The following is a 19,331-nucleotide window of genomic DNA, read 5'->3' on the forward strand; positions in this document are numbered from 1 at the left end:
AACAGCCACCATGCCCGGTAATTGCCATGGGCGAAAGGGCAGGCGCCGACCTTCACCCGGTGTGCAGGGTCCGGAACTTGCTGCCGTGGAACACCAGTGGGTCGATGTCCTCGCGGGCGGCGACCCGGTTCACGCGCAGGATCACGACGAGATGGTCGCCTGCGCTGACCTGAGTTTCCGGCACTCCTTCGATCCAGGCCGTCGCACCGTCGATGAACACCGCCTCGCCGGTGCCGCGGTGCAGGGCGGTTTCGCGGAAGCGATCGCCGTTGCGGGCGCCGAGGGCCTTGGCCGCGGCCTGCTGGTCGGTGCCGAGCAGGCTCAGGCCGAGGTGACCGGCGCCGGCCAGCTTCGGCCAGGTCGACGACGAGTGCTGCACGCAGAACGAGACGAGCGGCGGATCGAGGGACACGGGCACGAAGGTGCTCACCGCCAAACCGTGTGGGATGCCGTCGATCTCGGCGCACACGGCCACCACACCGCTGGGAAAATTTGCGAAGGCACGGCGTAAACCGTTGCCGTCGGCGGGAAAGTCCAAGAGCTCATGCATGATTCGTCGCCTCCAGCGCCACGATGGCCGGGTCTGTCAGTGCCGCGACGACGGGTCCCCATCGCCGCGCGTATTCCTCGATGACGCCGTCCTCACCGAAAGTTCGGTCGGACAGATAGAGCCCCGGCAGCGCCGCGGTGCCACCGATCTCCACCAGAACGGGTTTGAGCAGCAGGTCCGGCGCGAGCGCGTGGGTCGGCCCCGCGCCGAGCATCACCGGCACGGTCACCACGCCTGCGAGCCCGGTACCGCCGTCGAACTGTTCGAGGAACAGTTTCAGCAGTCCGGTGTAGGTGGCTTTGAAGGTCGGACTGGCGAACACGACGAGCTCGGACGACGCCACGGTGCGCGCGGCCGCCGCTACCGCCGGGTCACCCCAGCCGAGCAGGCCGGGACCGAGGGTGACCAGGTCGATCACGGCGGGTTCGGTATCTGGGCGCAGCGCCCGCGCGACCTGCACGGCCGCGGCGAGCGTGCGCGAGGCGGGTTTCGGGTTGCCGACGACGACCGTCACTGTCATGGAATGTCCTTGTCTCGCAGGGTAGTTCAGATGACGCCGTGTAGCGGCGGCGGTCGGTGGTGCAGGACGGCCCGCCCGATGTGCTGGTATTTCCAGCGCACGGGGTCGTGCAGCGTGTGGGTGCGCGCGTTGCGCCAGAAGTGGTCGAGCCGATGTTCGACCGCGGCGCTGCGGGTACCGCCCACTTCGAATATCGCCGCGGACACCTCGTTCGCAGCACGATCGGCGAGGATCTTGGCCGTCGCGACCGCGATCGACGCCCGCGCGCCATCGCCATCGAGACCCGCGTCATCCGCGACTTCACACCGCCGAACCACCGCCGACCGAGCCACATCCACCGCGTCCGCCGCCGACCGAATCGCCACATCCACCGCGCCCGCCGCCGACCGGACCGCCGCGTCCACCGCCGCACCCGCGACGATCAACGTCGATTCCGCCGCCGCAACGGCGACAGCCAATTCCCCGAACCGCTGTACGACCAGCGGATCGTCAGCCGCGTGCGTGACCTCGGCCTCGAACCACGGCCGACTGCGCGTGCGCACGAACTCGGCCGCCGCCTCCAGCGCACCGCGCGCGATACCCGCATCGATCGCAGCGTGCAGGAGCTGCGCGAACGCCCCGTACCCAGTCGGCGCGTTCACCGCGGACGCCCGAGCGACCACCTGTTCACGCCCGACCGCCACCCCGGCGAACTCGACCGTCCCGCTCCCGGTTGTTCGCTGCCCCAACGCATTCCAGTCGTCCACAATCCGCACCCCCGGGTCGAGCGCGGGCACGAAGGTTACATACTCACCGGGTTCCAGCCCTGAAATGCCCTGTGGGTCATCGAGTCTGGTCAATACGGCGAGCACGTCGGCGAACAGCGACCCCGTGCAGTAGTACTTCGTACCGTCGACCACAAACCGCCGAGCCCCGACACGTTCTCGCTCGGCATTGCTCGCGCTCGTATCGTCGATCGGCCGCAGCACCGTCGAAATGTCGGCCACCGTCGCCCCACCACGTTCGGACTGCGCATTGGCGATCCGCGCACCCGCGAGCACCTTGCCGAAAAACTCGTGGCGCTGCGTCCGAGTTCCCGCCAGCCGCAACAGATTCAGATACACGAAGTGACTGTGCGGCACCTGCGCGATGTTCGGATCAGCCGCAGCCAGGATCCGCACCACCTCGGCGACCACACTCGGCGGCAGATCGGCCCCACCGAACTCGGCGGGCACCGTGATCGCGAGCAACCCGCTGGCCGAGAGCTGATCCAACTCCTCGTGCGGCAGGCGCCGCGAGAAGTCCCGCTCAGCGGCACCCGCGGCGAACACCACGGCCAACTCGGTCGCGATCCGCACCGCCTGATCCGCCGTGGTGATCCGCTCAGCGGTCACCACTGTCATCAGCGTCCCGCCGCGACCGCTGTCGCGGCGGCCTCCAGTTCGCGCACCAGCGGCAGCACCTTCGCGCCGAAGTATTCGACCTCTTCCTGGAAGTGCAGGAAGCCGGCCAGGATCAGATCGACACCGCGCGCCCGGTAGGCCACGATCCGCTCGGCGATCTGCTCGGGCGTGCCGATCAGCCCGGTCCGGAATCCGTCGTTGTACTGGACCAGGTCCTCGAACGTGGAGTCGGCCCACATGCCCTTGCGGTCACCGGTGGACGCGCCCGCCTGCTGCACCGCATCACGAAACCCTTGCACCGCAGGCTTGTTCGCCTTCTCGACGATCTCGCGCAAGGTGTCGCGCGCTTCCTTCTCGGTATCGCGGGCGATGATGAACCCGTTGAGCCCGAACTTCACTTCGCGATCGTGCGCCCTGGCGACCTCGCGCAGATCGTCCAATTGCTCTGTGACACCGTCGAAGTCCTTGCCGTTGGAGAAGTACCAGTCGGCATGGCGACCACCGTTGCGCCGGGCCGCCGTGGAGTTACCACCTTGGAACAGTTCGGGATTGGGCCGTTCGGGAGTGTTGAGCGGCTTCGGCTTCAAGGTGAAATCACGGATCCGATAGAAGTCGCCGCCGTAGTTCACCGCGTCCTCGGTCCAGATCTTGCGGATCACCTCGAGGAACTCGGCGCTGCGCCGGTACCGCTCGTCGTGTTCGAGCCATGGTTCGCCCAGCGCCTTGAACTCACCGGCGAACCACCCCGACACCACATTGATCGCGAACCGGCCGCCGGACAGGTGGTCGGCCGTGGCACCGAACTTGGCCAGCACCGCCGGATGCCACAGTCCAGGATGGATCGCGGCGATCACCTTGAGCCGCTCGGTGGCGGCGAGCAGCGCGAGGCTGAACGAGGTCGACTCGTGCTGGAACTCGGCACCGTAGGAGGCGGTGTAGCGCACCTGGGTGAGCGCGTAGTCGAAACCGTTGCGTTCCGCGGTCTGGGCGAGCTTCTTGTTGTAGTCGAAATCCCAGCTGGTTCGCTGCTCGATGTCGCTGGTCACCAGCCCGCCACTGACATTGGGCACCCAGTAGGCGAATGAGACCTGGTCGGCGATTCTCTCCGTGGTCACTGGCGGTTCCTCCTCGTCGTCGGCTCATCCAGTGCAACACCGGCAGCCGACCCCGACGAGGGTTTGAATCGGCGCGATCGATACGCGTCAGCCCCCCAGACGCACGCAATCGGCCGCGATCTTCGACTGCGCCGCACCCACCTTGGCCGAGTCGCCCTCGCTGAGCAGTTTCGCCGGATCGTCGGACTTCGCGTTCGACACCATCACCCGCAGCCCGTCCTGCGACATCCCCGAGTCGAGGAAGACCTGCGCCGCGCAGTCGGCCAGCGCGGGGTTCTGCAACCCCTTGTCCTGCAACGACTTCGACAGCTCGGCCTGAGTGACCGCAGGTGCCTCGTCGCCACTGCCGCAGGCCGACAGCACGGGCAGCGCGAGCAGTGCCGCGGTAATCAGACAGGTCCGCATTCGGTGAGTCCTCTCGATCGTCGCGCATCGAGGCGACGCGCGATGCGTTCGGATCATGCCGCACCGTCGTCCGCGTGGCCACCCACTCGAACTGACTCACGAGTAAGATAGCGCCATGGGAGACCACATCACCGTCCGCTTCGACAACGACCGCGCCTATGTCACCTTGAACCGGCCGGGCAAACACAACGGGCTCACCCTGGAAATGCTTCGCGATCTGGTGGACGCGGCCCGAAAAGTGGCCGACAACAAGACAACCCGCGCCGTCATCATCGCCGGCAACGGCCCGAGTTTCAGTAGCGGACTCGATATCGCCGCCGCCACCCGCAATCCGGTGGCTATCGTCAAAGAATTCCTCCCGCGCCCCCTGCGCGGCACCAACACCTTCCAGGAAGCATGCTGGGCCTGGCGCCGCCTCGACGTCCCGGTGATCGCCGCGATCCACGGCCGCTGTTTCGGCGGCGGCCTCCAGATCGCCTTGGCCGCCGACTTCCGGATCGCCGCCCCCACGGCCGAATTCTCGGTGATGGAAGCCGCCCACGGGTTGGTCCCCGATATGACAGGTCCCGCCGCCTTGTCACAGCTCATCGGCATCGACCAGGCACTGCTGTTGACGATGACCGCCGAGCAGATCGACACCGATTACGCGCTGCGCATCGGCCTGATCACCGACGTCGCCGACGACCCGCTCGAGGCAGCGGAAGACCTCGCCGACCGCATCACCGCCCGCGACCGCAACGCCGTGGCCGCCGCCAAGCATCTGTTCGACCGCTCGTGGCACCGTCATCCGCGCGCCACCTTCGCCGCCGAGCGCATGGCCCAACTGCCGTTGCTGCTGCGTAAGGCCATGGGTAGTAGCGACTGACAGGCAATCGACCGAGAAATTCATGCCGACTACCCAAGGGATGTACCACACATCACTGTTAGCGACTGTTAGCATCGCTGCGATTCGCTGACCAGTCGAAGAGTGGTACGTGACGGCAAAGCCTGGAACGTACTCCGCTTTCGGCGCGACCCGGAGGCCGCATCACCTGTGAACAAGACCGGATCCATCCTGATGTCCGCGCTCGCAGGTACTACGGCCTTGCTGGTGAGTGCCGCGCCGCCGGCCGTCGCGAACCCGAACGCCATCAACCCGATTCCGGTGCTCAACGGCACCCACGGCCTGCCCGTGCTGCACGGGCGTACGCAGGCGGTGTTCCAGGTCACCGGCATGGCCAGCCCCAACAACACCCAGAACTACAACGTCCTCGGCACCGACCTCGGCATCATGTGGGACAACGGGCGCGGCGAGATGCTCACTGCCTTCGGCGACACCGCGGGCATCGGTTTCCCCAATCTGCTCGCGGGCAGCACGTGGGCGTGGCGCTCCAATATCCTGGTCCGCAGCCATGACAAGAACCCGGCCGACGGGATCATGTTCGACGGTGTGGTGCGCGATGTCATCGGCCAGGCACGCGACCTGGTTCCCAGCCCCAAGATCCCGTTCCTCGAGATCAGCCGCATCCCCACCGCCGGCATCTCGGCCAACGGCGTGCAGTACATGTCGCTGATGTCGGTGAAGACCTGGGACGCGCCCGGCGAGTGGACCACCAGCTTCTCCGGCCTGGCCGCCTCGGCCGACAACGGCGAGACCTGGGCCGATCTCGGCCACACCCGCCGTCCCGACGAGGGCGGCAACGCCAACTTCCAGATGAACAGCTTCGTCAAGGACGGCGGCTTCGTCTACGAATACGGCACCCGCGCCGGCCGCAACAACGACGCCTTCATCGCCCGCGTCCCCGAAGCCCAGATCGAGAACCTCGCCGCCTACGAGTACTGGGACGGCGGCGAGTGGCGGCTCAACGACGTGAACGCGGCGGCGCCCATCATGGGCGGCGTCGGCGAGCTCTCGGTGATGTACAACGAGCACCTCGGCCAGTTCGTCTCCCTCACCACCGACCCGTTCAACTCCGTGGTGATGCGCCGCGCGTCCTCGCCCGCAGGTCCGTGGAGCGGCCCGGAAGTCCTGATCGACGCCCGCGAACTCCCCACCGCCTACGCCCCGTCGATCTTCCCGTACCAAACCGGCCGCGACCTGTACTTCATGACCACCATCCACACCCAGTACAACGTCGTATTGATGCGCACCACGCTGTAGGCGGCCCCTACACTCGAGGCATGGACGCGGCGGATTGGGACCAGCGCTATGCGCGCAGCGAATTGGTTTGGGGCGCACCGCCGAACAGCACCGTCGTAGAACACGTCTACGGCCTGGATCGCCGAATTCCCCTGCTCCCTGACGAATCGGGCGTCACACCGCCGCTCCCCCGCGCCCTTGACCTTGCCTGCGGCGAGGGCCGCCACGCACTCTGGCTGGCCACCCACGGCTGGCAGGTGACGGCCGTCGACTTCTCCCAGGTCGGTATCGACAAGGGCAGAACGGTCGCCGCCCGCCTGTCGCGTTCGGTCCGGTCCCGCGTCGACTGGCGAACCGCCGACATCACCGATCTCGAATCCGCCGACATCACCGGCCCCTTCGAACTGATCCTGATGGTCTTCGTCCACCTCCCCGCCGACGAACGCCGCACCCTCCTGCACCACCTGTCAGCCATGCTCGCCCCCGGCGGCGTGCTGCTGATCCTCGGCCACGCCACCCGCAACACCACCGACGGCTACGGCGGCCCCCAGGACCCCGAAATCCTCTTCTCCCCCGAAGACCTCCGCGCCGACCTGGCCCGCGACGACATCACCATAACCCTCGCCAACGAGGTCTTCCGCCCCACCGAAGGCGCCGACGCCATCGACTCCCTGCTCATCGCCGAACGCCCCCGCCCCGAGCTCACCGACTGACCAAGATCAACAGGCCGTCAGGGATTTTCCTTCTCGGGCGATGCCGCCCTGAGGGCCTGGTGATCAACCGTCCAGCGGGCGAACCAGGGGGTTACCGTCGCCGCGATGACGTCGAATCCCGTGCGGAACGAGTGCGCCTGCTTCGGGATCACCCGCACTTCGGCGGCGTCAGCGGCATCGGGCACCCCGAACGGGTCACTACCCCCGTTGATCACCACCACCGCGATATCCCCTGGCGCCAGCAGCTCGTCGCGCCTGCTCTTCTCGGGCTTGCCCGGCGGATGCAGCGGGAACGAAAGCGCGATCACGCCCACGGCCCCGACCTCCACCGCGGTCCGGCACGCCACCCGCGCCCCGTTGCTGCGACCCCCCTGAACAACCGGCACCCCAGGGAATCGAGCCCGCAAAGCCGCCACGATCTCCAGCCAGGCCTCGTCCTGCTTGTCGGCGTTGCCCGGCGCCCGCCGACCGGCAACCCGATAGGGCTGCACCACCCGAGCTACCGTCCCACCCGCTTCGACGGCCGAATCTCGCACGGCCAGAATATCTTTCGCATCGACGCCACCACCGGCCCCATGCGTGATAACCAGCAGGAATGCCGGATCGCGCACCTCGTCGAGCTCGATCTCGGCCGGTCCAGCAGTCGTCTCGATGCGCACACCTCACGGTAGCCCCGAGGTCGCGGCGAGCAACGTTTCCGCAGTCGCGCGTGTTTTTCACATCACATTGCCGCCTACCCCTTTGCCGAAGCCATTACCCACCGGTAATATGATGAATAAGTTACCCGCGAGTAGCATGCGGACAACCGGCGACGGGCGGGAACGGCACACCACCGACCGCACCAGAACTCAACGGAGAGTGAGTAGTCACATGGGCCACTACAAGGCAAACGTTCGCGATCTCGAGTTCAACCTCTTCGAGGTTCTCGGCATCGGCAAGGTGCTCGACGCAGGCGCGTTCGGCGACCTGGACACCGACACCGTCAAGGAAATGCTCTCCGAGGTCCGCCGCCTGGCCGAGGGCCCGCTGGCCGAGTCCTTCGCCGACGCGGACCGCAACCCGCCCGTGTTCGACCCGAACACCCACACCGTCAAGCTGCCCGAGTCCTTCAAGAAGTCCTACAAGGCGCTCGAAGACGGCGAGTGGGCCAAGGTTCCGCTGAACGAGGAGCTCGGCGGCCTCGGCGCACCGTCCGCCATCGCGTGGGCCCTGTCGGAGATGGTGCTCGGCGCCAACCCGCCCGTCCAGATGTACGCCGCGGGCGCGGGCTTCGCGCAGGTGTTCTTCAACAACGGCACCGACGAGCAGAAGAAGTGGGCGGCCAAGATCGCCGACCGCAACTGGGGCGCCACCATGGTGCTGACCGAGCCGGATGCCGGTTCCGACGTCGGCGCCGGTCGCACCAAGGCGATCAAGCAGGAAGACGGCACCTGGCACATCGAGGGTGTCAAGCGCTTCATCACCTCGGCCGACTCCGACGACATGTTCGAGAACATCATGCACCTGGTGCTGGCTCGCCCCGAGGGCGCCGGACCGGGCACCAAGGGCCTGTCGCTGTTCTACGTCCCGAAGACCCACTTCGACTTCGACACCGAGACCTACGGTGACCGCAACGGTGTGTTCGTCACCAACGTCGAGCACAAGATGGGGATCAAGGCCTCGACCACCTGTGAGCTCACCTTCGGTGGCCACGGCGTGCCCGCCAAGGGCTGGCTGGTCGGCGAGGTGCACAACGGCATCGCGCAGATGTTCGACGTCATCGAGAACGCGCGCATGATGGTGGGCACCAAGGCCATCGCGACCCTGTCGACCGGTTACCTGAACGCGCTCGAGTACGCCAAGACTCGTGTCCAGGGTGCCGACCTGACCCAGATGACCGACAAGGCCGCGCCCCGCGTGACCATCACCCACCACCCCGACGTGCGTCGTTCGCTGGCCATGCAGAAGGCCTACTCCGAGGGCCTGCGCGCGATCTACCTCTACACCGCCGCACACCAGAACCCGGAAATCGCCGAGGTCGTCTCGGGTGCCGACAAGGACGTCGCGTTCCGCGTGAACGACCTGCTGCTCCCGATCGTCAAGGGTGTCGGCTCCGAGCGCGCCTACCAGTACCTGACCGATTCGTTGCAGACCTTCGGTGGCTCGGGCTTCCTGCAGGACTACGCGATCGAGCAGTACATCCGCGACGCGAAGATCGACTCGCTCTACGAGGGCACCACCGCCATCCAGGCGCAGGACTTCTTCTTCCGCAAGATCGCGCGTGACCGCGGTGTGGCCCTGGCCCACGTGGCGGGCCAGATCCAGAAGTTCCTGGAGTCCGACTCCGCCAACGAGCGCCTCAAGGGCGAGCGCAAGCAGCTCGCCACCGCGCTCGAGGACGTGCAGGCCATGGCCGCCACCCTGACCGGCCACCTGATGGGCGCGCAGGAGCAGCCGACCGAGCTGTACAAGGTCGGCCTGGGTTCGGTGCGTTTCCTGATGGCCGTCGGCGACCTGTTCATCGGCTGGATGCTGCTCAACCAGGCCGAGATCGCCCTGAACGCCCTTGACAACGGCGCCACCGGCACCGACGTCGCCTTCTACACCGGCAAGGTCGCCTCGGGGCAGTTCTTCGCCCGCAACGTCCTGCCCGAGCTGACCGCCACCCGCGCGATCCTCACCAACCTGGACAACGACATCATGGAACTTGACGAAGCCGCCTTCTGAGCTTTCTCACCTGATCCACGCGAAAACGGGCCGGAGCATTCAGCTCCGGCCCGTTTTGTCTTCCCCGAGGAGGAAGCCGCGCGATCTCCTAGGCAGAGCCGCTGGAGAGTGCCGCGAGCGTCGTGAGGAAGTACATCAGGCCATCCATGAAAAATCTCCTTAGAAGTGGGTCGGCCATTCCTACCACGGAATGGTGACCTACAACCTTGGCGAGATGAACGCCGGGCGAACAGGCCCGCTCAGGCCACTTTCGACGCGGTGACCAGCGCGCTGACGCGCTCGGCGGTCGTGCCGCCGAGCAGCTTCTTCAGACGCCGGTTCCCCGCCATCCGGCTGCCCACCCGGCGTACCCTGGGTTCTACCGTCGGTCGGGGTGAGGCTCGGGGGTAAGGATGTCTCAAAGCACTGCGCTCAGTGTGTATTTGCGCGAACGGCGACTGGCCGCGGGACTCGCGCGGACCGAACTCGCCACCCGCACCCAGCTCGCACCACTGCTGATCAGCCAGATCGAATCCGGGGCGCTCGTCCCGAATCCCCCCATGCTGCAACGGCTTTTCGACAGCCTCGACGTGCCGCAGTGGTATCGCAAACACATCCTGGTGCTCGGCCTGCCCGCCGTCGAATCCGGCACCACTCCCACCACCCCGTCGGCCGAAGACCTCGCTGACCTGGCCAGCCTCACCCACCCCGCCTGTCTCACCCGCTTCCCCACCATGGACATGCTCGCGGCGAACTCCGATTACCAGCGCCTCTTTCCCGGCCTCGGCGCCGGCGCGAACATGCTCGAGTGGATGTTCCTCAACCCCGCGGCGAAGAAGGTCTACCTCGACTGGACCACCGAAGCCCAACTCCTGGTCCACGCCTTCCGCATGCTCGCCCCCCTCGCCCCCACCCAGCGCATCACCGCCATCACCTCGGCGTGCAGCGCGTCCCCCGACTGGGATCCGGTGTGGACCAGCGAAGTGCGCCCCCAAGACATCGCGCGCCGCCACCTGCGCCTACGCGAACGCAGCACCGGCCTGGAGCGCCGCATGCTGCTACGCATCTACGACCCCGCCTTCCCCAGCCGCCCATGGTGGCTCTACCGCCTGATCCCCGCACGATGAAACAGCAACCTACGAAGACATCAGATAAACATCAGATATAGGGTGTAACCTGGCTTCATGAGCACTACCGCAACCTTCACAGAACTACTTCGCCACCCGAAAGACGTGGTCGAGAAGGCCGGCGACGGCATCGTCCGGATCACCCGCCGCGACGCCGAAGATCTGATCCTGATGCGGGCGGGCCACCTGGACCGTCAAGACGCGGGTATCGCGTTGGCCAGCCGACTGATGCGTGCGGCGGTCCGCCGACAGGGCAACGTCGCCGAGGCGGTCGGCGACACCTTCGCCTGGGTAGACACACTGAGCGCGAACGAGCGAGCCGAGTTCATCGCCGAAGTAGCCGAGTTGATCTGGAGCGCCGCGGAACTGGGCGAATACACCCGCCTTCTGCATTGCGTTCAGAGCTGGACGGGAACCGCCGAGGCGTATGCGGCGGGCATGCCCCGAACAGGGGATAGGGACCTGACCTGGATCGATACCGACAGCGCTGTTGTAGAGCGACCGTAGGGGCCCGCAACTTGTCCAAAGACCGAGCTGCCTCACGCCCGCTGAAGAAGGTTGAGTTCGAGATTCGTTTCGCAACACGCGAGGCGGAGAAAGGCTGGGTCGACGCACGCGCCACCGCGCGCAACGCATTGGTTGATGCGTGGGACTTCCTCACCCGTACCCCACAGGAGCGTTGCGACCGGTGCTACCCGCTTCGCGGCGACCTGAACAAGGTGACCATCGGTGGTGAAACATTCGAACGATGGCAGTACAAGATCACCGACGGTGGTCGCCTTTGGTACGCGGTCGCGCGCGACTCATCAGGTGGTGGGATCGTTCACCTAGTGCTGGTCACCCTTGGTCACCCGAGTGAGACAGACAGTGGCAAGAACTATCGGTGACCCGCTCAGGTCCCCGAGCCGCTCAGCAGCAGCTGCAGCAGCCCTGTCATGCCCCACAGCGTCGTCGTCGCCGACCCGGTCGGCCATTCCTCCGCGATACCCATTCTCGAAACCCCTTGTTGCTCATACCATCACCGACATTGTTCCGACCGAGATCATAGAGAGTCACCCGATCCGGAAGCGGCGGCGGTACTCGTTAGGGGTGGTGTCGAGCTGGCGGCGGAAGGCGCGCGCGAGTGTGTCGATGGTGTTGAAACCGCTAGCGGCAGCGACCCGTTGGAGCGTTTCGTCGCTCGACTCCAGTCGATGCCGCGCCACCTCCACCCGCGCCGACTCGATGTAGGCCGCTGGTGTCATCCCGAGTTCGGTGCGAAAGATGCGCGTGAGCTGGCGTTCGCTGACATGGACCTGCTCGGCCAGCTCGGTGACCGTGAGCGGGTTCGCGATATTGCGCGAAACGTAGTGCCGCAGTTCCTCGATCCGCCGAGTGGTCGACACGGGCTCGAGCGACACACTGAACTGACTCTGCCCACTCGGCCTTTTCAGATACATCACCAACTGGCGAGCGACCCGCAACGCCAGTTCATCTCCGAAATCATCGGCCACCAACGCCAGCGTGAGATCCAGACAAGCCGTGAGTCCCGCACCGGTCCAAACGTTTTCGTCGCGAATATAGATCGGGTCAGCGTCGACGATGACCGCCGGATACTCGGCAGCCAACTGCTGCGCCGTCGACCAATGCGTGGTCGCCCGCTTACCGTCGAGCAGCCCCGCCGCCGCCAGAATATGCGCACCGACACACACCGATGCCACCCGCCGAGCCCCCTCGGCCAACCGCGACACCGCCGCGACCACCCCCGGATCGACCACCGCGCTGACCCGCCGCCGACTGTCCGTCTCCACCGCCCCCGGCACCACCACCGTGTCCACCCGCCCCACCTCGGCGAACGTCACATCCGGCAGAATCCGAACCCCCGCCGAGGTCGTCACCGGCGCCATGGACTCCGCGGCCAACACAACCTGATACCCCGTCGGCTCATCCATCTCCCGCTGCAACAGCGAGAAGACCTCGGGCGGACCCGTGACATCGAGCAGATCCACCTGATCGAACATCACGATCACGATGAGCCGCTCAGCCACCACCACACCCTCCATGTCCGAATCTGCAGGTTACATGTCATTGCCGACATTACCCGGCGCACATAGCGTGGAACACATGACCTCCACAACCCTGCGCGCGCTCAACGGCCTCGACGAAACCCCCGCATCCCTGACCACCTCCACCCTCGTCCTGGTCGATTACCAGAACACCTACACCCAGGGCGTCATGGAACTGACCGGCTGGGAGCCAGCCCTCGATGTAGCCGCCGAACTACTTACCGCAGCAAGGAAATCCGGCACCGAGATCATCCACGTCATCCACGACAGCGGCGTAGGAACGCCCTACGACGTCACCGCCGAAATCGGCCAGATCCACCCCAAGGTAGCCCCCACCGCCGACGAGCCCATCGTCGTTAAGGCCGCCCCCAACGCCTTCGTCGGAACCAATCTCGCCGACCTGGTCGACGCGGCAGGCAACACGAACCTCATCATCATCGGCTTCATGACCCACATGTGCGTCACCTTCACCTCCGAAGGAGCCTTCCTCCGAGGCAACACCCCCACCATCGTCGCCAACGCCTGCGCCACCCGCCCCCTCGGCAAGGTCCCCGCCGCCCAACTCCACGACAGCGCCCTGGCCACCATCACCGACCTCTACGGAATCGTCGTCGACAACCAGTCAAACCTGTCGGTGTGACCGCTGCTCGCCGCGGGGGCGCCGTTTCCAGCCGGCTACCCCGCGGGCCGGAATACGCGCACGCCGTCGAACCGGTGGAACTCGTTGTCGAAGGTGGCAACCTCAGCACCCAATTCGACCGCAAGAGCGGCGATATGGCCGTCAGTCACGAGGTTTCCAGCTATCCCACCCTCTGCAGGATGCCGTCGAGCAAATCCAGATGCCCTGTCCCCGGGCCGACAACCACCGCAATCTCGCTACCGAGCCAGGTTCGGACATCGTCGATAGCCTCAACCGACGTCGCAGCGTTGGGGAAGATTCGCGGATTCGTACTGATCCGGACATAACCGAGCAGAACTGCCCAGCAAAAACCGATCGGTTCCTGCCCGTTCAGCGCCTTCGTCAGCCAGCCATGCGCATCAGCATGATGCGGCGAGTTGACATCGACCGAGTACAGCAGCACATTCAGGTCGACAACCTTCACTTACCCATCTCCAATTTGCGCACGATCTCTTCGTCCTCGAGCGAGGCAGCCAACTGCAGCGCCTTGTCCAGGTCAATCATCGGCGCACCCAGGTTCCTCGTCGGCAACTGAACCTCGGTGCGCGTGGGTTGTGACGAAAGAGTCGCGCGGACAGCATCGTTGAGCGCCTTCTTGAAGGAGGTGCCCGTCTCACGCATCCGCTTCGCAATCAGTGCTGCGACATCGGGGTCAAGGGTTACCGTGGTTCGCATACTGTCATCAGAACATCACCCCATTTGATGCCACAGCATCAAATCGGCGCACATCTAGGCCGATACGACAAATCGGCCCGCGCTCCGGTTTTAGGAGCGCGGGCCGATTCGCTGTAGGACGTATCGCGAGCGCCAGCCGACCGGCGACGACAGTCAGCCGATCCGCAGGAAAGTGACCGCACCGCCGGTGATCGTCGCATACCAGAACTGCGAACTGATGTTGTGCGTTACCTCGACAGTCACTACATCGCCCGCGGCGATCGCCGCAGTTGTGTTCACCACCATCGTGCCGCTCATTCCCGTGACGGCGGTACCGGTAGCAACCACTGCGGTGCCTACCAGCAATCTGGCTTGGAAGGTACCGTTCATCCCGGCCCCTGAGAATGCGACTGCGGCAGCCAATGGCGCAGCGGCGGAACCACCCTGTGTCTGTAGCCCGTTGCCGGATACCACGGAGCCTGGATAGCCGACGGTGTCAGCGTTCCAGCCGCCTACGACGGTCCATACGCTGTTGGCACCGGTCACTACATTGCCGTTCTTCGTCATCGCAGACGGGCTGAACGGAGCTTCGCCGCCGGCAAAGATATGTGGCATCAGCTCCCCACCTCCTCTTGCGGCGGCTCGGCGGGCTCTTCGGGAACAGGTTCCGGCTCAGGTTCCGGCACGGGTTCGGTGATTGCACCGGGGTAGCCGGACTCCGCACTCTTCCAGTAGGGCGTACCGTCGGGACTTTCCGGTTCCGGACGGGTTTCGAGGGGCTGCCACATCAGCACCGGCCCCCCGAGGAACATGGTCGGCATCAGATGGTCACCCCCGCCAGACTCGCCTGCAGACCACGCCCGGCAGGACTGTCGACGGTGGTGATCTGCACCGTGACCCGGTCACCGACAGCGAAGGTCCACGCCCCGGTCAGACTGGTGTCGAGCGCATGGTTTGCCGCACTGATCGTCGCAGTGGCCCCCGCGACAGCAACGCCGTTCTTGCGCAGCTCAACGACGAGATTGCCGGTGCCCGCAGTCTCGCCGCGGTAGGTCACCTTCGACACCATCAGCGCGCGCTCGATCCGAATACCTTCCGGCACAGTGTTTCCCGCGCCGACGGCCCGGTTTCCCCCGTGCGACTTGATGGCGATGTCGTACGCCTGTCCCGCCACGGTAGGAGTACGCGCATTCGTCAATCGCGGATCCGAGTCGGCCACGGCATGGATCGCGGTGCGAACTGCCGCGTCATCCGCAGCGGTGAGCAGAGCACTGCCCAGCAGACTTGTTCCGGTCAACTGGCCGACCGGATGGGTGTGCGGCGTCGGTGTCCGAGCGTTCGTCAGCCGCGGGTCGTCACCGGCGACCGCGGTCGTGGCGGTATCCCCGATGACCGGTGCGAAGGTGACGGGCTTTCCCGAGATGCCGCTCCACAGCGTGGTCCCCGACGGACCACGCACGACAATGCCCTGACCGTTCGGTGTCCAACCACCGACAGTTCGGTAGATGTACAGCAGCCCATCGGATTTGACGATGTACTGGCTACCGTCCGGGGGCGTGGGCGGCAGCTGCGGATAGGTGTCAGCCTGTCCGTCGATCTGGATGCCGTGACCCGCAGGCCCGACAACGACAGCGTTGCCTGACGAAGCCGGCACCGGAGCCGCGAGGGTCAGGTCGACCAGGCCGGTAGAGCCCGCATCGGGGCTTTCCGGGTTCGGTCCGGAAACATACTTGGGAACCTGGAAGCTGAATGGTTCCAACGGGATTCGCTCACCGTCGTAGGACAGATCGAACGAAACGCGCCATGTCCATTCGGACGGATTGGTCGCGGGCCCTGGTGCGACCAGGCGCACACCGCGCTTTCCGCGCCAGGTCAGATAGCCGAACTCGTCGAGTTGGCACTCATAGTGCTGTGGAAGCTGGACATAGGTCGCCGGCGCGGGCTGCGCGTTGCGAACAAGGATCTTCGGCGCGTCGGCGCTGAAGGTGATGGTGCCGCTCAGCGGCGGGAACTCGGGCAGGTCGCCGAGGTCGGGGCCGTCGATCACGTTGGCGAGAAATCGCCCGACGACCTTGCCGTACTCGAGCGGAGGCAGATCAGCCATGGCTCAATACCTTTCGAAATGGTGTGCGAGGGTGCGCCGCGTCAGACGGGCAGCGCGCGAACCTGGAGGTGGGAGAAGTTGCCGTGGACCGAGTACGTACCGCCGCCTGCCGCGCGGGTGGCGACAACGTAGAGGGTGACGGTTTGATTGGCAGGCACGATCCCGATCTGAGTTCCTGGCTCGAGCGGGAATTCGAATCCCGGGGAAACCAGCACGTGCCCTGCACGCGATTCCCAGTGGCCCCAGCCACGGGCGACCACTTCGCCGTCGTGCGCGCCGATGCGCACCGTCACGTCGCAGCGGGTCGGCGCGTTGGAGGAAAGTCCGACCGCACCTTCGATCCACGGCCGCCACGGCGCAGGCTGTGCCGGAATCGTGATGGCTGCCAAGACCTTCCAGTCTTCTTTGAGATTTTGCGCGTTGAGGAATTGGTTGTTGCCGATCGTCCACGGTCCGCGCAGGCGAGGCGAGGGGATCGGCACGAACTTCTCCGTGGTGCTGTCGAATCCGAGCACATACCCCTGACCGAGCGGATTCTCCTCGGTGACGAGCACGTCGGACGCGTCGGCGATCCGTCCCGCGGTGCCGGGCGCACCCGGCACTCCCTGCTCACCTCGCGGAAAGGTGATCTCCAACTGCTGATTCGGCGCCGACCCGAGGATTCGCGCCGAGGCGGCCGATCCGGCAACACCGGCCAGGGCGACACCGGCGAGCACGTTCACCGCGCCCCGGCGTCCCGGCTGCCGGAACGCATCGTCGAAGGCGATGAACTCGGTGCCGGTCCAGTAGTAGATCGCGTTCTCCGACACGACGCGCCAAGCCTTGCGGGCATCGGAAGTGGTCAGTCCGAGCGCTGACAAGGCGGCGGCATCGGCGATATCGCCCTGCCATGCCCACGGCCACGCCGCGGCGCCTTCGACCCCTTGGACACCGACCGGTCCCTCGCGCAGTTCGATCAGGACTTCCCGGTCAACGATCTCGACCGGATTCACGGTGTAGGGCAGACCGACCGAATCGGCCACTCCACGCATGGTGATCGTGACACCCTGGTCGAAGACGGTTGTCACCTCGTCGTCGTTCACAGCACCCCCACGGGTCGGGCCGTGCACACGATTTCCGCGCCGGCCATCTGATACTCGAAATTCGAAGAACCGGTGCGATGCAGGACCACGACGAGCGTGGCCGCCTGGCCTGCTGGAATGACACCCACTGTGCTCGCCGGGGTGATGTTGCGCGCGCCGAAGTGCGGCTGAAACCGTGCTCGTGTCTGCAGGCCGGTGGTGTACCCGGTGCCCAACGCGACGGTCTGCCCTGTCGCCGAGCCGATATGCACGGCGGCGTCGACGCGGGTGCCGAATTCGCTGGCAGTTCCATGTGGGCGGACAACCACGCCACCGGTGATCATCGGAAGCCACGCGGTGTCTTGCGCGGGGACCTTCAGCGTTGCGACCACCAGCGACGTGGCTGATACCGAGAATTGTGACGGCGCGAACCCTGGACCACCGTCCCACGCTCGATCCCCGACAATGGTCCACGGTCCACGCAGCCCTGGATAGGGTCGTCCTGACCATTTATTCGTTGTCGCGCTCCAGACGGGCACCGCCTTGTCAGGGTGCGAACCGTCGGCGTAATCCGCGGCCTGACGAATCGGACCTGGGCGGCCGACCGGCCCCTCGAGTCCTTTTACACCCCGGGGCACGACAATATCCAGTACCAGGTTCGGCGCCGTGCCACTGACTGTCACATGGAGGTCGGAACCCGCCGGACCGGTGGTGACGCTTCCCATCGTGAACGAACACGACTCGCCTTCGGGCCCCAGCGCGCCGAAGGCATCGGCAAAGGTGTCCATGCCGGTGCCGTTCCAGTACGCCAGTGCCCCGGACGAAACCACCCGCCAGGCTTTACCGGCATGGGCGATGCCCAATTTCGTGGTCAGGGCACTCAGGGCCGCGTGGTCGGCGATGTCGCCTTCCCAGCGAAACGGCCGCGCGGGCTCACCGTCGGGACCCTGCGGTCCGGTCGCGCCGGTCGTCAGTTCCAGGCTGCCGTCCCGTGGTGTGCCGTGCAGGGCCTGCACGAGTCCGGGCGTGCCGAGTCCCTCGTCCAGTCCCCGGATCAGTGTTGCGTCGAAATAGTTTCCTACCGAGTTCATTTCATCTCATTCCGTGGGCTCGGCGAAGGCGACGAGCGAAGCTCCTACCGGGGTGAACCCGATCTGGTCGGAGTCGGGGCCGGTCCCGATCCGCTCGACCGACACCACGAGGTGTCCCGGCTGACCAGCCGGAACTGTCGCGAAGTCGGAGCTCGGCGAGAGCGCCTTGGCGGTGGTACCGTCGCGCAGGCACGGGAACAGCGCCACGTACATCCAGGCGCCCGGCGCGCCGACCCCGAACGCGGTGCCGGTCGCGACGATCGGGCCCTGCGCGCTACCGAGCCGGACCGTCAGCTCGGCGGACTGACTGACCGTTTTCGAGTACGCGGCCATATGGCCGTACACGAGGGGTCGCCACCGGAACGGCTGCGCGGGGATGGTGAAGGTGCCGCCGTCGATCCGGCTGACCGCTGCGACGTGTTCGCCGAGGAAGTCCTCGTGGTACCACCCCCATGGCCCCGAGCCCAACGGCGCCGGCGCCGAACGGAATCGACGGCTGGCACGGTCGTAGGCGAAAACGCCGCCGTGGCTCGGCCCGTTGGTGGTCTCGTAGTCATCGGCTTCGGTGATGGTCCCGGAGTCACCGGGCGGACCGGCCGGACCACGCAGACCCGCGGGAACTGTGGCCCGAAGCTGCTGGTCAGCGGCACGGCCGATGACCTCCAACGCCGGTTCGATCAACGCGGGTTCATTGACGGTGTCGGTGACCGTGATGCTGTTGGTTTCGGCCACCGGACCCGCCGGTCCCACAGCGTCGACCGAGTGCACCCACCCCGCTTCGGTCCACACGTCCATGCCGTTGTCGTCGAGCCGGTGCCACCACTTGCCCCGATCCTCCGGGCCGAGGCCCGTCGGTCGCGCGGCACTGTCGGCCAGCACGCCCATCTTGCGAAACGATGTCCGCGGACGTCCACGCGCACCCGCGGTTCCGGCCGGCCCGCCGGGCAGCGGCAGGTCCGCCACCTCCGGCGCCAGCTCGACCCGCGCGGTCAGCAACGGCAACCCGTCGATATCGGTCTGACGATCCGCGCGCAGCCGCGCGGCGAAACTGATGTCTGCCATAGATCTCTCCTTTCGATTG

General features: G+C 66.1%; 22 protein-coding genes. 8 read left to right on the forward strand and 14 right to left on the reverse strand.

Features of this window, described 5'->3' with window-relative positions:
- Positions 1 to 52: 52 nt before the first annotated feature.
- From ACLJPD_RS08460 to ACLJPD_RS08480, 5 genes are all read right to left on the reverse strand, one after another.
- Complete coding sequence (locus ACLJPD_RS08460; protein ID WP_410871294.1) at positions 53 to 550, reverse strand: flavin reductase family protein; 498 nt, start codon at positions 548 to 550, stop codon at positions 53 to 55.
- Complete coding sequence (locus ACLJPD_RS08465; protein WP_410871295.1) at positions 543 to 1,070, reverse strand: NADPH-dependent FMN reductase; 528 nt, start codon at positions 1,068 to 1,070, stop codon at positions 543 to 545. The genes ACLJPD_RS08460 and ACLJPD_RS08465 overlap by 8 nt, the downstream gene beginning before the upstream one ends.
- Positions 1,071 to 1,096: 26 nt before the next feature.
- Entirely contained in the window at positions 1,097 to 2,452 is a 1,356-nt protein-coding gene (locus ACLJPD_RS08470) for an acyl-CoA dehydrogenase family protein (RefSeq protein ID WP_410871296.1), read from the reverse strand.
- Positions 2,452 to 3,567 (reverse strand): dimethylsulfone monooxygenase SfnG, encoded by a 1,116-nt coding sequence (gene sfnG, locus ACLJPD_RS08475; RefSeq protein ID WP_410871297.1) that lies wholly within the window; start codon positions 3,565 to 3,567, stop codon positions 2,452 to 2,454. The genes ACLJPD_RS08470 and sfnG overlap by 1 nt, the downstream gene beginning before the upstream one ends.
- 87 nt (positions 3,568 to 3,654) lie before the next feature.
- On the reverse strand, positions 3,655 to 3,972 hold the full coding sequence (locus tag ACLJPD_RS08480) for a hypothetical protein (RefSeq protein ID WP_410871298.1): 318 nt from the start codon (positions 3,970 to 3,972) through the stop codon (positions 3,655 to 3,657).
- Between the two features lie 115 nt (positions 3,973 to 4,087).
- Between ACLJPD_RS08480 and ACLJPD_RS08485 the strand changes: the two genes are divergently transcribed.
- The 3 genes from ACLJPD_RS08485 (at position 4,088) to ACLJPD_RS08495 (ending at position 6,804) form a co-directional block, all read left to right on the forward strand.
- Positions 4,088 to 4,837 (forward strand): crotonase/enoyl-CoA hydratase family protein, encoded by a 750-nt coding sequence (locus ACLJPD_RS08485; RefSeq protein WP_410871299.1) that lies wholly within the window; start codon positions 4,088 to 4,090, stop codon positions 4,835 to 4,837.
- A gap of 192 nt (positions 4,838 to 5,029) precedes the next feature.
- Positions 5,030 to 6,112, forward strand: coding sequence for a DUF4185 domain-containing protein (locus tag ACLJPD_RS08490; RefSeq protein ID WP_410871300.1), 1,083 nt, complete (start codon positions 5,030 to 5,032; stop codon positions 6,110 to 6,112).
- A gap of 20 nt (positions 6,113 to 6,132) precedes the next feature.
- Positions 6,133 to 6,804, forward strand: a complete 672-nt coding sequence (locus ACLJPD_RS08495) for a class I SAM-dependent methyltransferase (protein ID WP_410871301.1) — start codon at positions 6,133 to 6,135, stop codon at positions 6,802 to 6,804.
- Between the two features lie 17 nt (positions 6,805 to 6,821).
- On the opposite strand, the gene ACLJPD_RS08500 is transcribed toward ACLJPD_RS08495, so the two are convergent.
- Positions 6,822 to 7,463, reverse strand: coding sequence for an alpha/beta family hydrolase (locus tag ACLJPD_RS08500; protein ID WP_410871302.1), 642 nt, complete (start codon positions 7,461 to 7,463; stop codon positions 6,822 to 6,824).
- Between the two features lie 211 nt (positions 7,464 to 7,674).
- On the opposite strand from ACLJPD_RS08500, the gene ACLJPD_RS08505 reads away from it, so the two are divergent.
- The 4 genes from ACLJPD_RS08505 (at position 7,675) to ACLJPD_RS08520 (ending at position 11,503) form a co-directional block, all read left to right on the forward strand.
- Positions 7,675 to 9,510 carry an acyl-CoA dehydrogenase gene (locus tag ACLJPD_RS08505; RefSeq protein ID WP_410871303.1) on the forward strand — a complete coding sequence of 612 codons (1,836 nt, stop codon included), beginning with the start codon at positions 7,675 to 7,677 and terminating at the stop codon, positions 9,508 to 9,510.
- Positions 9,511 to 9,902: 392 nt separating this feature from the next.
- A complete protein-coding gene (locus tag ACLJPD_RS08510) occupies positions 9,903 to 10,616 on the forward strand; it encodes a helix-turn-helix domain-containing protein (protein WP_410871304.1) in 714 nt (237 codons plus the stop codon).
- 57 nt (positions 10,617 to 10,673) lie between these two features.
- On the forward strand, positions 10,674 to 11,123 hold the full coding sequence (locus tag ACLJPD_RS08515; RefSeq protein ID WP_410871305.1) for a hypothetical protein: 450 nt from the start codon (positions 10,674 to 10,676) through the stop codon (positions 11,121 to 11,123).
- Positions 11,124 to 11,134: 11 nt separating this feature from the next.
- Positions 11,135 to 11,503, forward strand: coding sequence for a hypothetical protein (locus ACLJPD_RS08520; RefSeq protein WP_410871306.1), 369 nt, complete (start codon positions 11,135 to 11,137; stop codon positions 11,501 to 11,503).
- 165 nt (positions 11,504 to 11,668) lie between these two features.
- Here ACLJPD_RS08520 and ACLJPD_RS08525 read toward each other — a convergent pair whose 3' ends face one another.
- Positions 11,669 to 12,643, reverse strand: a complete 975-nt coding sequence (locus ACLJPD_RS08525; RefSeq protein ID WP_410871307.1) for a GlxA family transcriptional regulator — start codon at positions 12,641 to 12,643, stop codon at positions 11,669 to 11,671.
- Between the two features lie 76 nt (positions 12,644 to 12,719).
- On the opposite strand from ACLJPD_RS08525, the gene ACLJPD_RS08530 reads away from it, so the two are divergent.
- On the forward strand, positions 12,720 to 13,301 hold the full coding sequence (locus tag ACLJPD_RS08530) for a cysteine hydrolase family protein (protein ID WP_410871308.1): 582 nt from the start codon (positions 12,720 to 12,722) through the stop codon (positions 13,299 to 13,301).
- 160 nt (positions 13,302 to 13,461) lie between these two features.
- On the opposite strand, the gene ACLJPD_RS08535 is transcribed toward ACLJPD_RS08530, so the two are convergent.
- The 7 genes from ACLJPD_RS08535 to ACLJPD_RS08565 form a co-directional block, all read right to left on the reverse strand.
- Entirely contained in the window at positions 13,462 to 13,764 is a 303-nt protein-coding gene (locus ACLJPD_RS08535; RefSeq protein WP_410871309.1) for a TA system VapC family ribonuclease toxin, read from the reverse strand.
- Entirely contained in the window at positions 13,761 to 14,015 is a 255-nt protein-coding gene (locus ACLJPD_RS08540; RefSeq protein ID WP_410871310.1) for an antitoxin, read from the reverse strand. Before ACLJPD_RS08540 ends, ACLJPD_RS08535 begins: the two co-directional genes overlap by 4 nt.
- Before the next feature lie 153 nt (positions 14,016 to 14,168).
- Entirely contained in the window at positions 14,169 to 14,609 is a 441-nt protein-coding gene (locus ACLJPD_RS08545; RefSeq protein ID WP_410871311.1) for a hypothetical protein, read from the reverse strand.
- 205 nt (positions 14,610 to 14,814) lie between these two features.
- On the reverse strand, positions 14,815 to 16,098 hold the full coding sequence (locus ACLJPD_RS08550) for a hypothetical protein (protein ID WP_410871312.1): 1,284 nt from the start codon (positions 16,096 to 16,098) through the stop codon (positions 14,815 to 14,817).
- A 41-nt stretch (positions 16,099 to 16,139) separates the two neighbouring features.
- A complete protein-coding gene (locus ACLJPD_RS08555; protein ID WP_410871313.1) occupies positions 16,140 to 17,180 on the reverse strand; it encodes a hypothetical protein in 1,041 nt (346 codons plus the stop codon).
- Positions 17,177 to 18,250: a hypothetical protein gene (locus tag ACLJPD_RS08560; RefSeq protein ID WP_410871314.1), complete on the reverse strand. Its 1,074-nt coding sequence runs from the start codon at positions 18,248 to 18,250 to the stop codon at positions 17,177 to 17,179. The genes ACLJPD_RS08555 and ACLJPD_RS08560 overlap by 4 nt, the downstream gene beginning before the upstream one ends.
- Positions 18,251 to 18,256: 6 nt before the next feature.
- Complete coding sequence (locus ACLJPD_RS08565; RefSeq protein WP_410871315.1) at positions 18,257 to 19,312, reverse strand: hypothetical protein; 1,056 nt, start codon at positions 19,310 to 19,312, stop codon at positions 18,257 to 18,259.
- Positions 19,313 to 19,331 lie beyond the last annotated feature (19 nt).

Source organism: Nocardia sp. A7, from assembly GCF_046549215.1.
Taxonomy (GTDB): domain Bacteria; phylum Actinomycetota; class Actinomycetes; order Mycobacteriales; family Mycobacteriaceae; genus Nocardia.

Bases quoted from the DNA above. Each gene is read 5' to 3' on its own strand.
- ACLJPD_RS08460 (WP_410871294.1), bottom strand. From the start codon at position 550: ATGCATGAGCTCTTGGACTTTCCCGCCGACGGCAACGGTTTACGCCGT.
- ACLJPD_RS08465 (WP_410871295.1), bottom strand. From the start codon at position 1,070: ATGACAGTGACGGTCGTCGTCGGCAACCCGAAACCCGCCTCGCGCACG.
- ACLJPD_RS08470 (WP_410871296.1), bottom strand. From the start codon at position 2,452: ATGACAGTGGTGACCGCTGAGCGGATCACCACGGCGGATCAGGCGGTG.
- ACLJPD_RS08480 (WP_410871298.1), bottom strand. From the start codon at position 3,972: ATGCGGACCTGTCTGATTACCGCGGCACTGCTCGCGCTGCCCGTGCTG.
- ACLJPD_RS08485 (WP_410871299.1), top strand. From the start codon at position 4,088: ATGGGAGACCACATCACCGTCCGCTTCGACAACGACCGCGCCTATGTC.
- ACLJPD_RS08490 (WP_410871300.1), top strand. From the start codon at position 5,030: ATGTCCGCGCTCGCAGGTACTACGGCCTTGCTGGTGAGTGCCGCGCCG.
- ACLJPD_RS08495 (WP_410871301.1), top strand. From the start codon at position 6,133: ATGGACGCGGCGGATTGGGACCAGCGCTATGCGCGCAGCGAATTGGTT.
- ACLJPD_RS08505 (WP_410871303.1), top strand. From the start codon at position 7,675: ATGGGCCACTACAAGGCAAACGTTCGCGATCTCGAGTTCAACCTCTTC.
- ACLJPD_RS08510 (WP_410871304.1), top strand. From the start codon at position 9,903: ATGTCTCAAAGCACTGCGCTCAGTGTGTATTTGCGCGAACGGCGACTG.
- ACLJPD_RS08515 (WP_410871305.1), top strand. From the start codon at position 10,674: ATGAGCACTACCGCAACCTTCACAGAACTACTTCGCCACCCGAAAGAC.
- ACLJPD_RS08530 (WP_410871308.1), top strand. From the start codon at position 12,720: ATGACCTCCACAACCCTGCGCGCGCTCAACGGCCTCGACGAAACCCCC.
- ACLJPD_RS08540 (WP_410871310.1), bottom strand. From the start codon at position 14,015: ATGCGAACCACGGTAACCCTTGACCCCGATGTCGCAGCACTGATTGCG.
- ACLJPD_RS08545 (WP_410871311.1), bottom strand. From the start codon at position 14,609: ATGCCACATATCTTTGCCGGCGGCGAAGCTCCGTTCAGCCCGTCTGCG.
- ACLJPD_RS08550 (WP_410871312.1), bottom strand. From the start codon at position 16,098: ATGGCTGATCTGCCTCCGCTCGAGTACGGCAAGGTCGTCGGGCGATTT.
- ACLJPD_RS08560 (WP_410871314.1), bottom strand. From the start codon at position 18,250: ATGAACTCGGTAGGAAACTATTTCGACGCAACACTGATCCGGGGACTG.
- ACLJPD_RS08565 (WP_410871315.1), bottom strand. From the start codon at position 19,312: ATGGCAGACATCAGTTTCGCCGCGCGGCTGCGCGCGGATCGTCAGACC.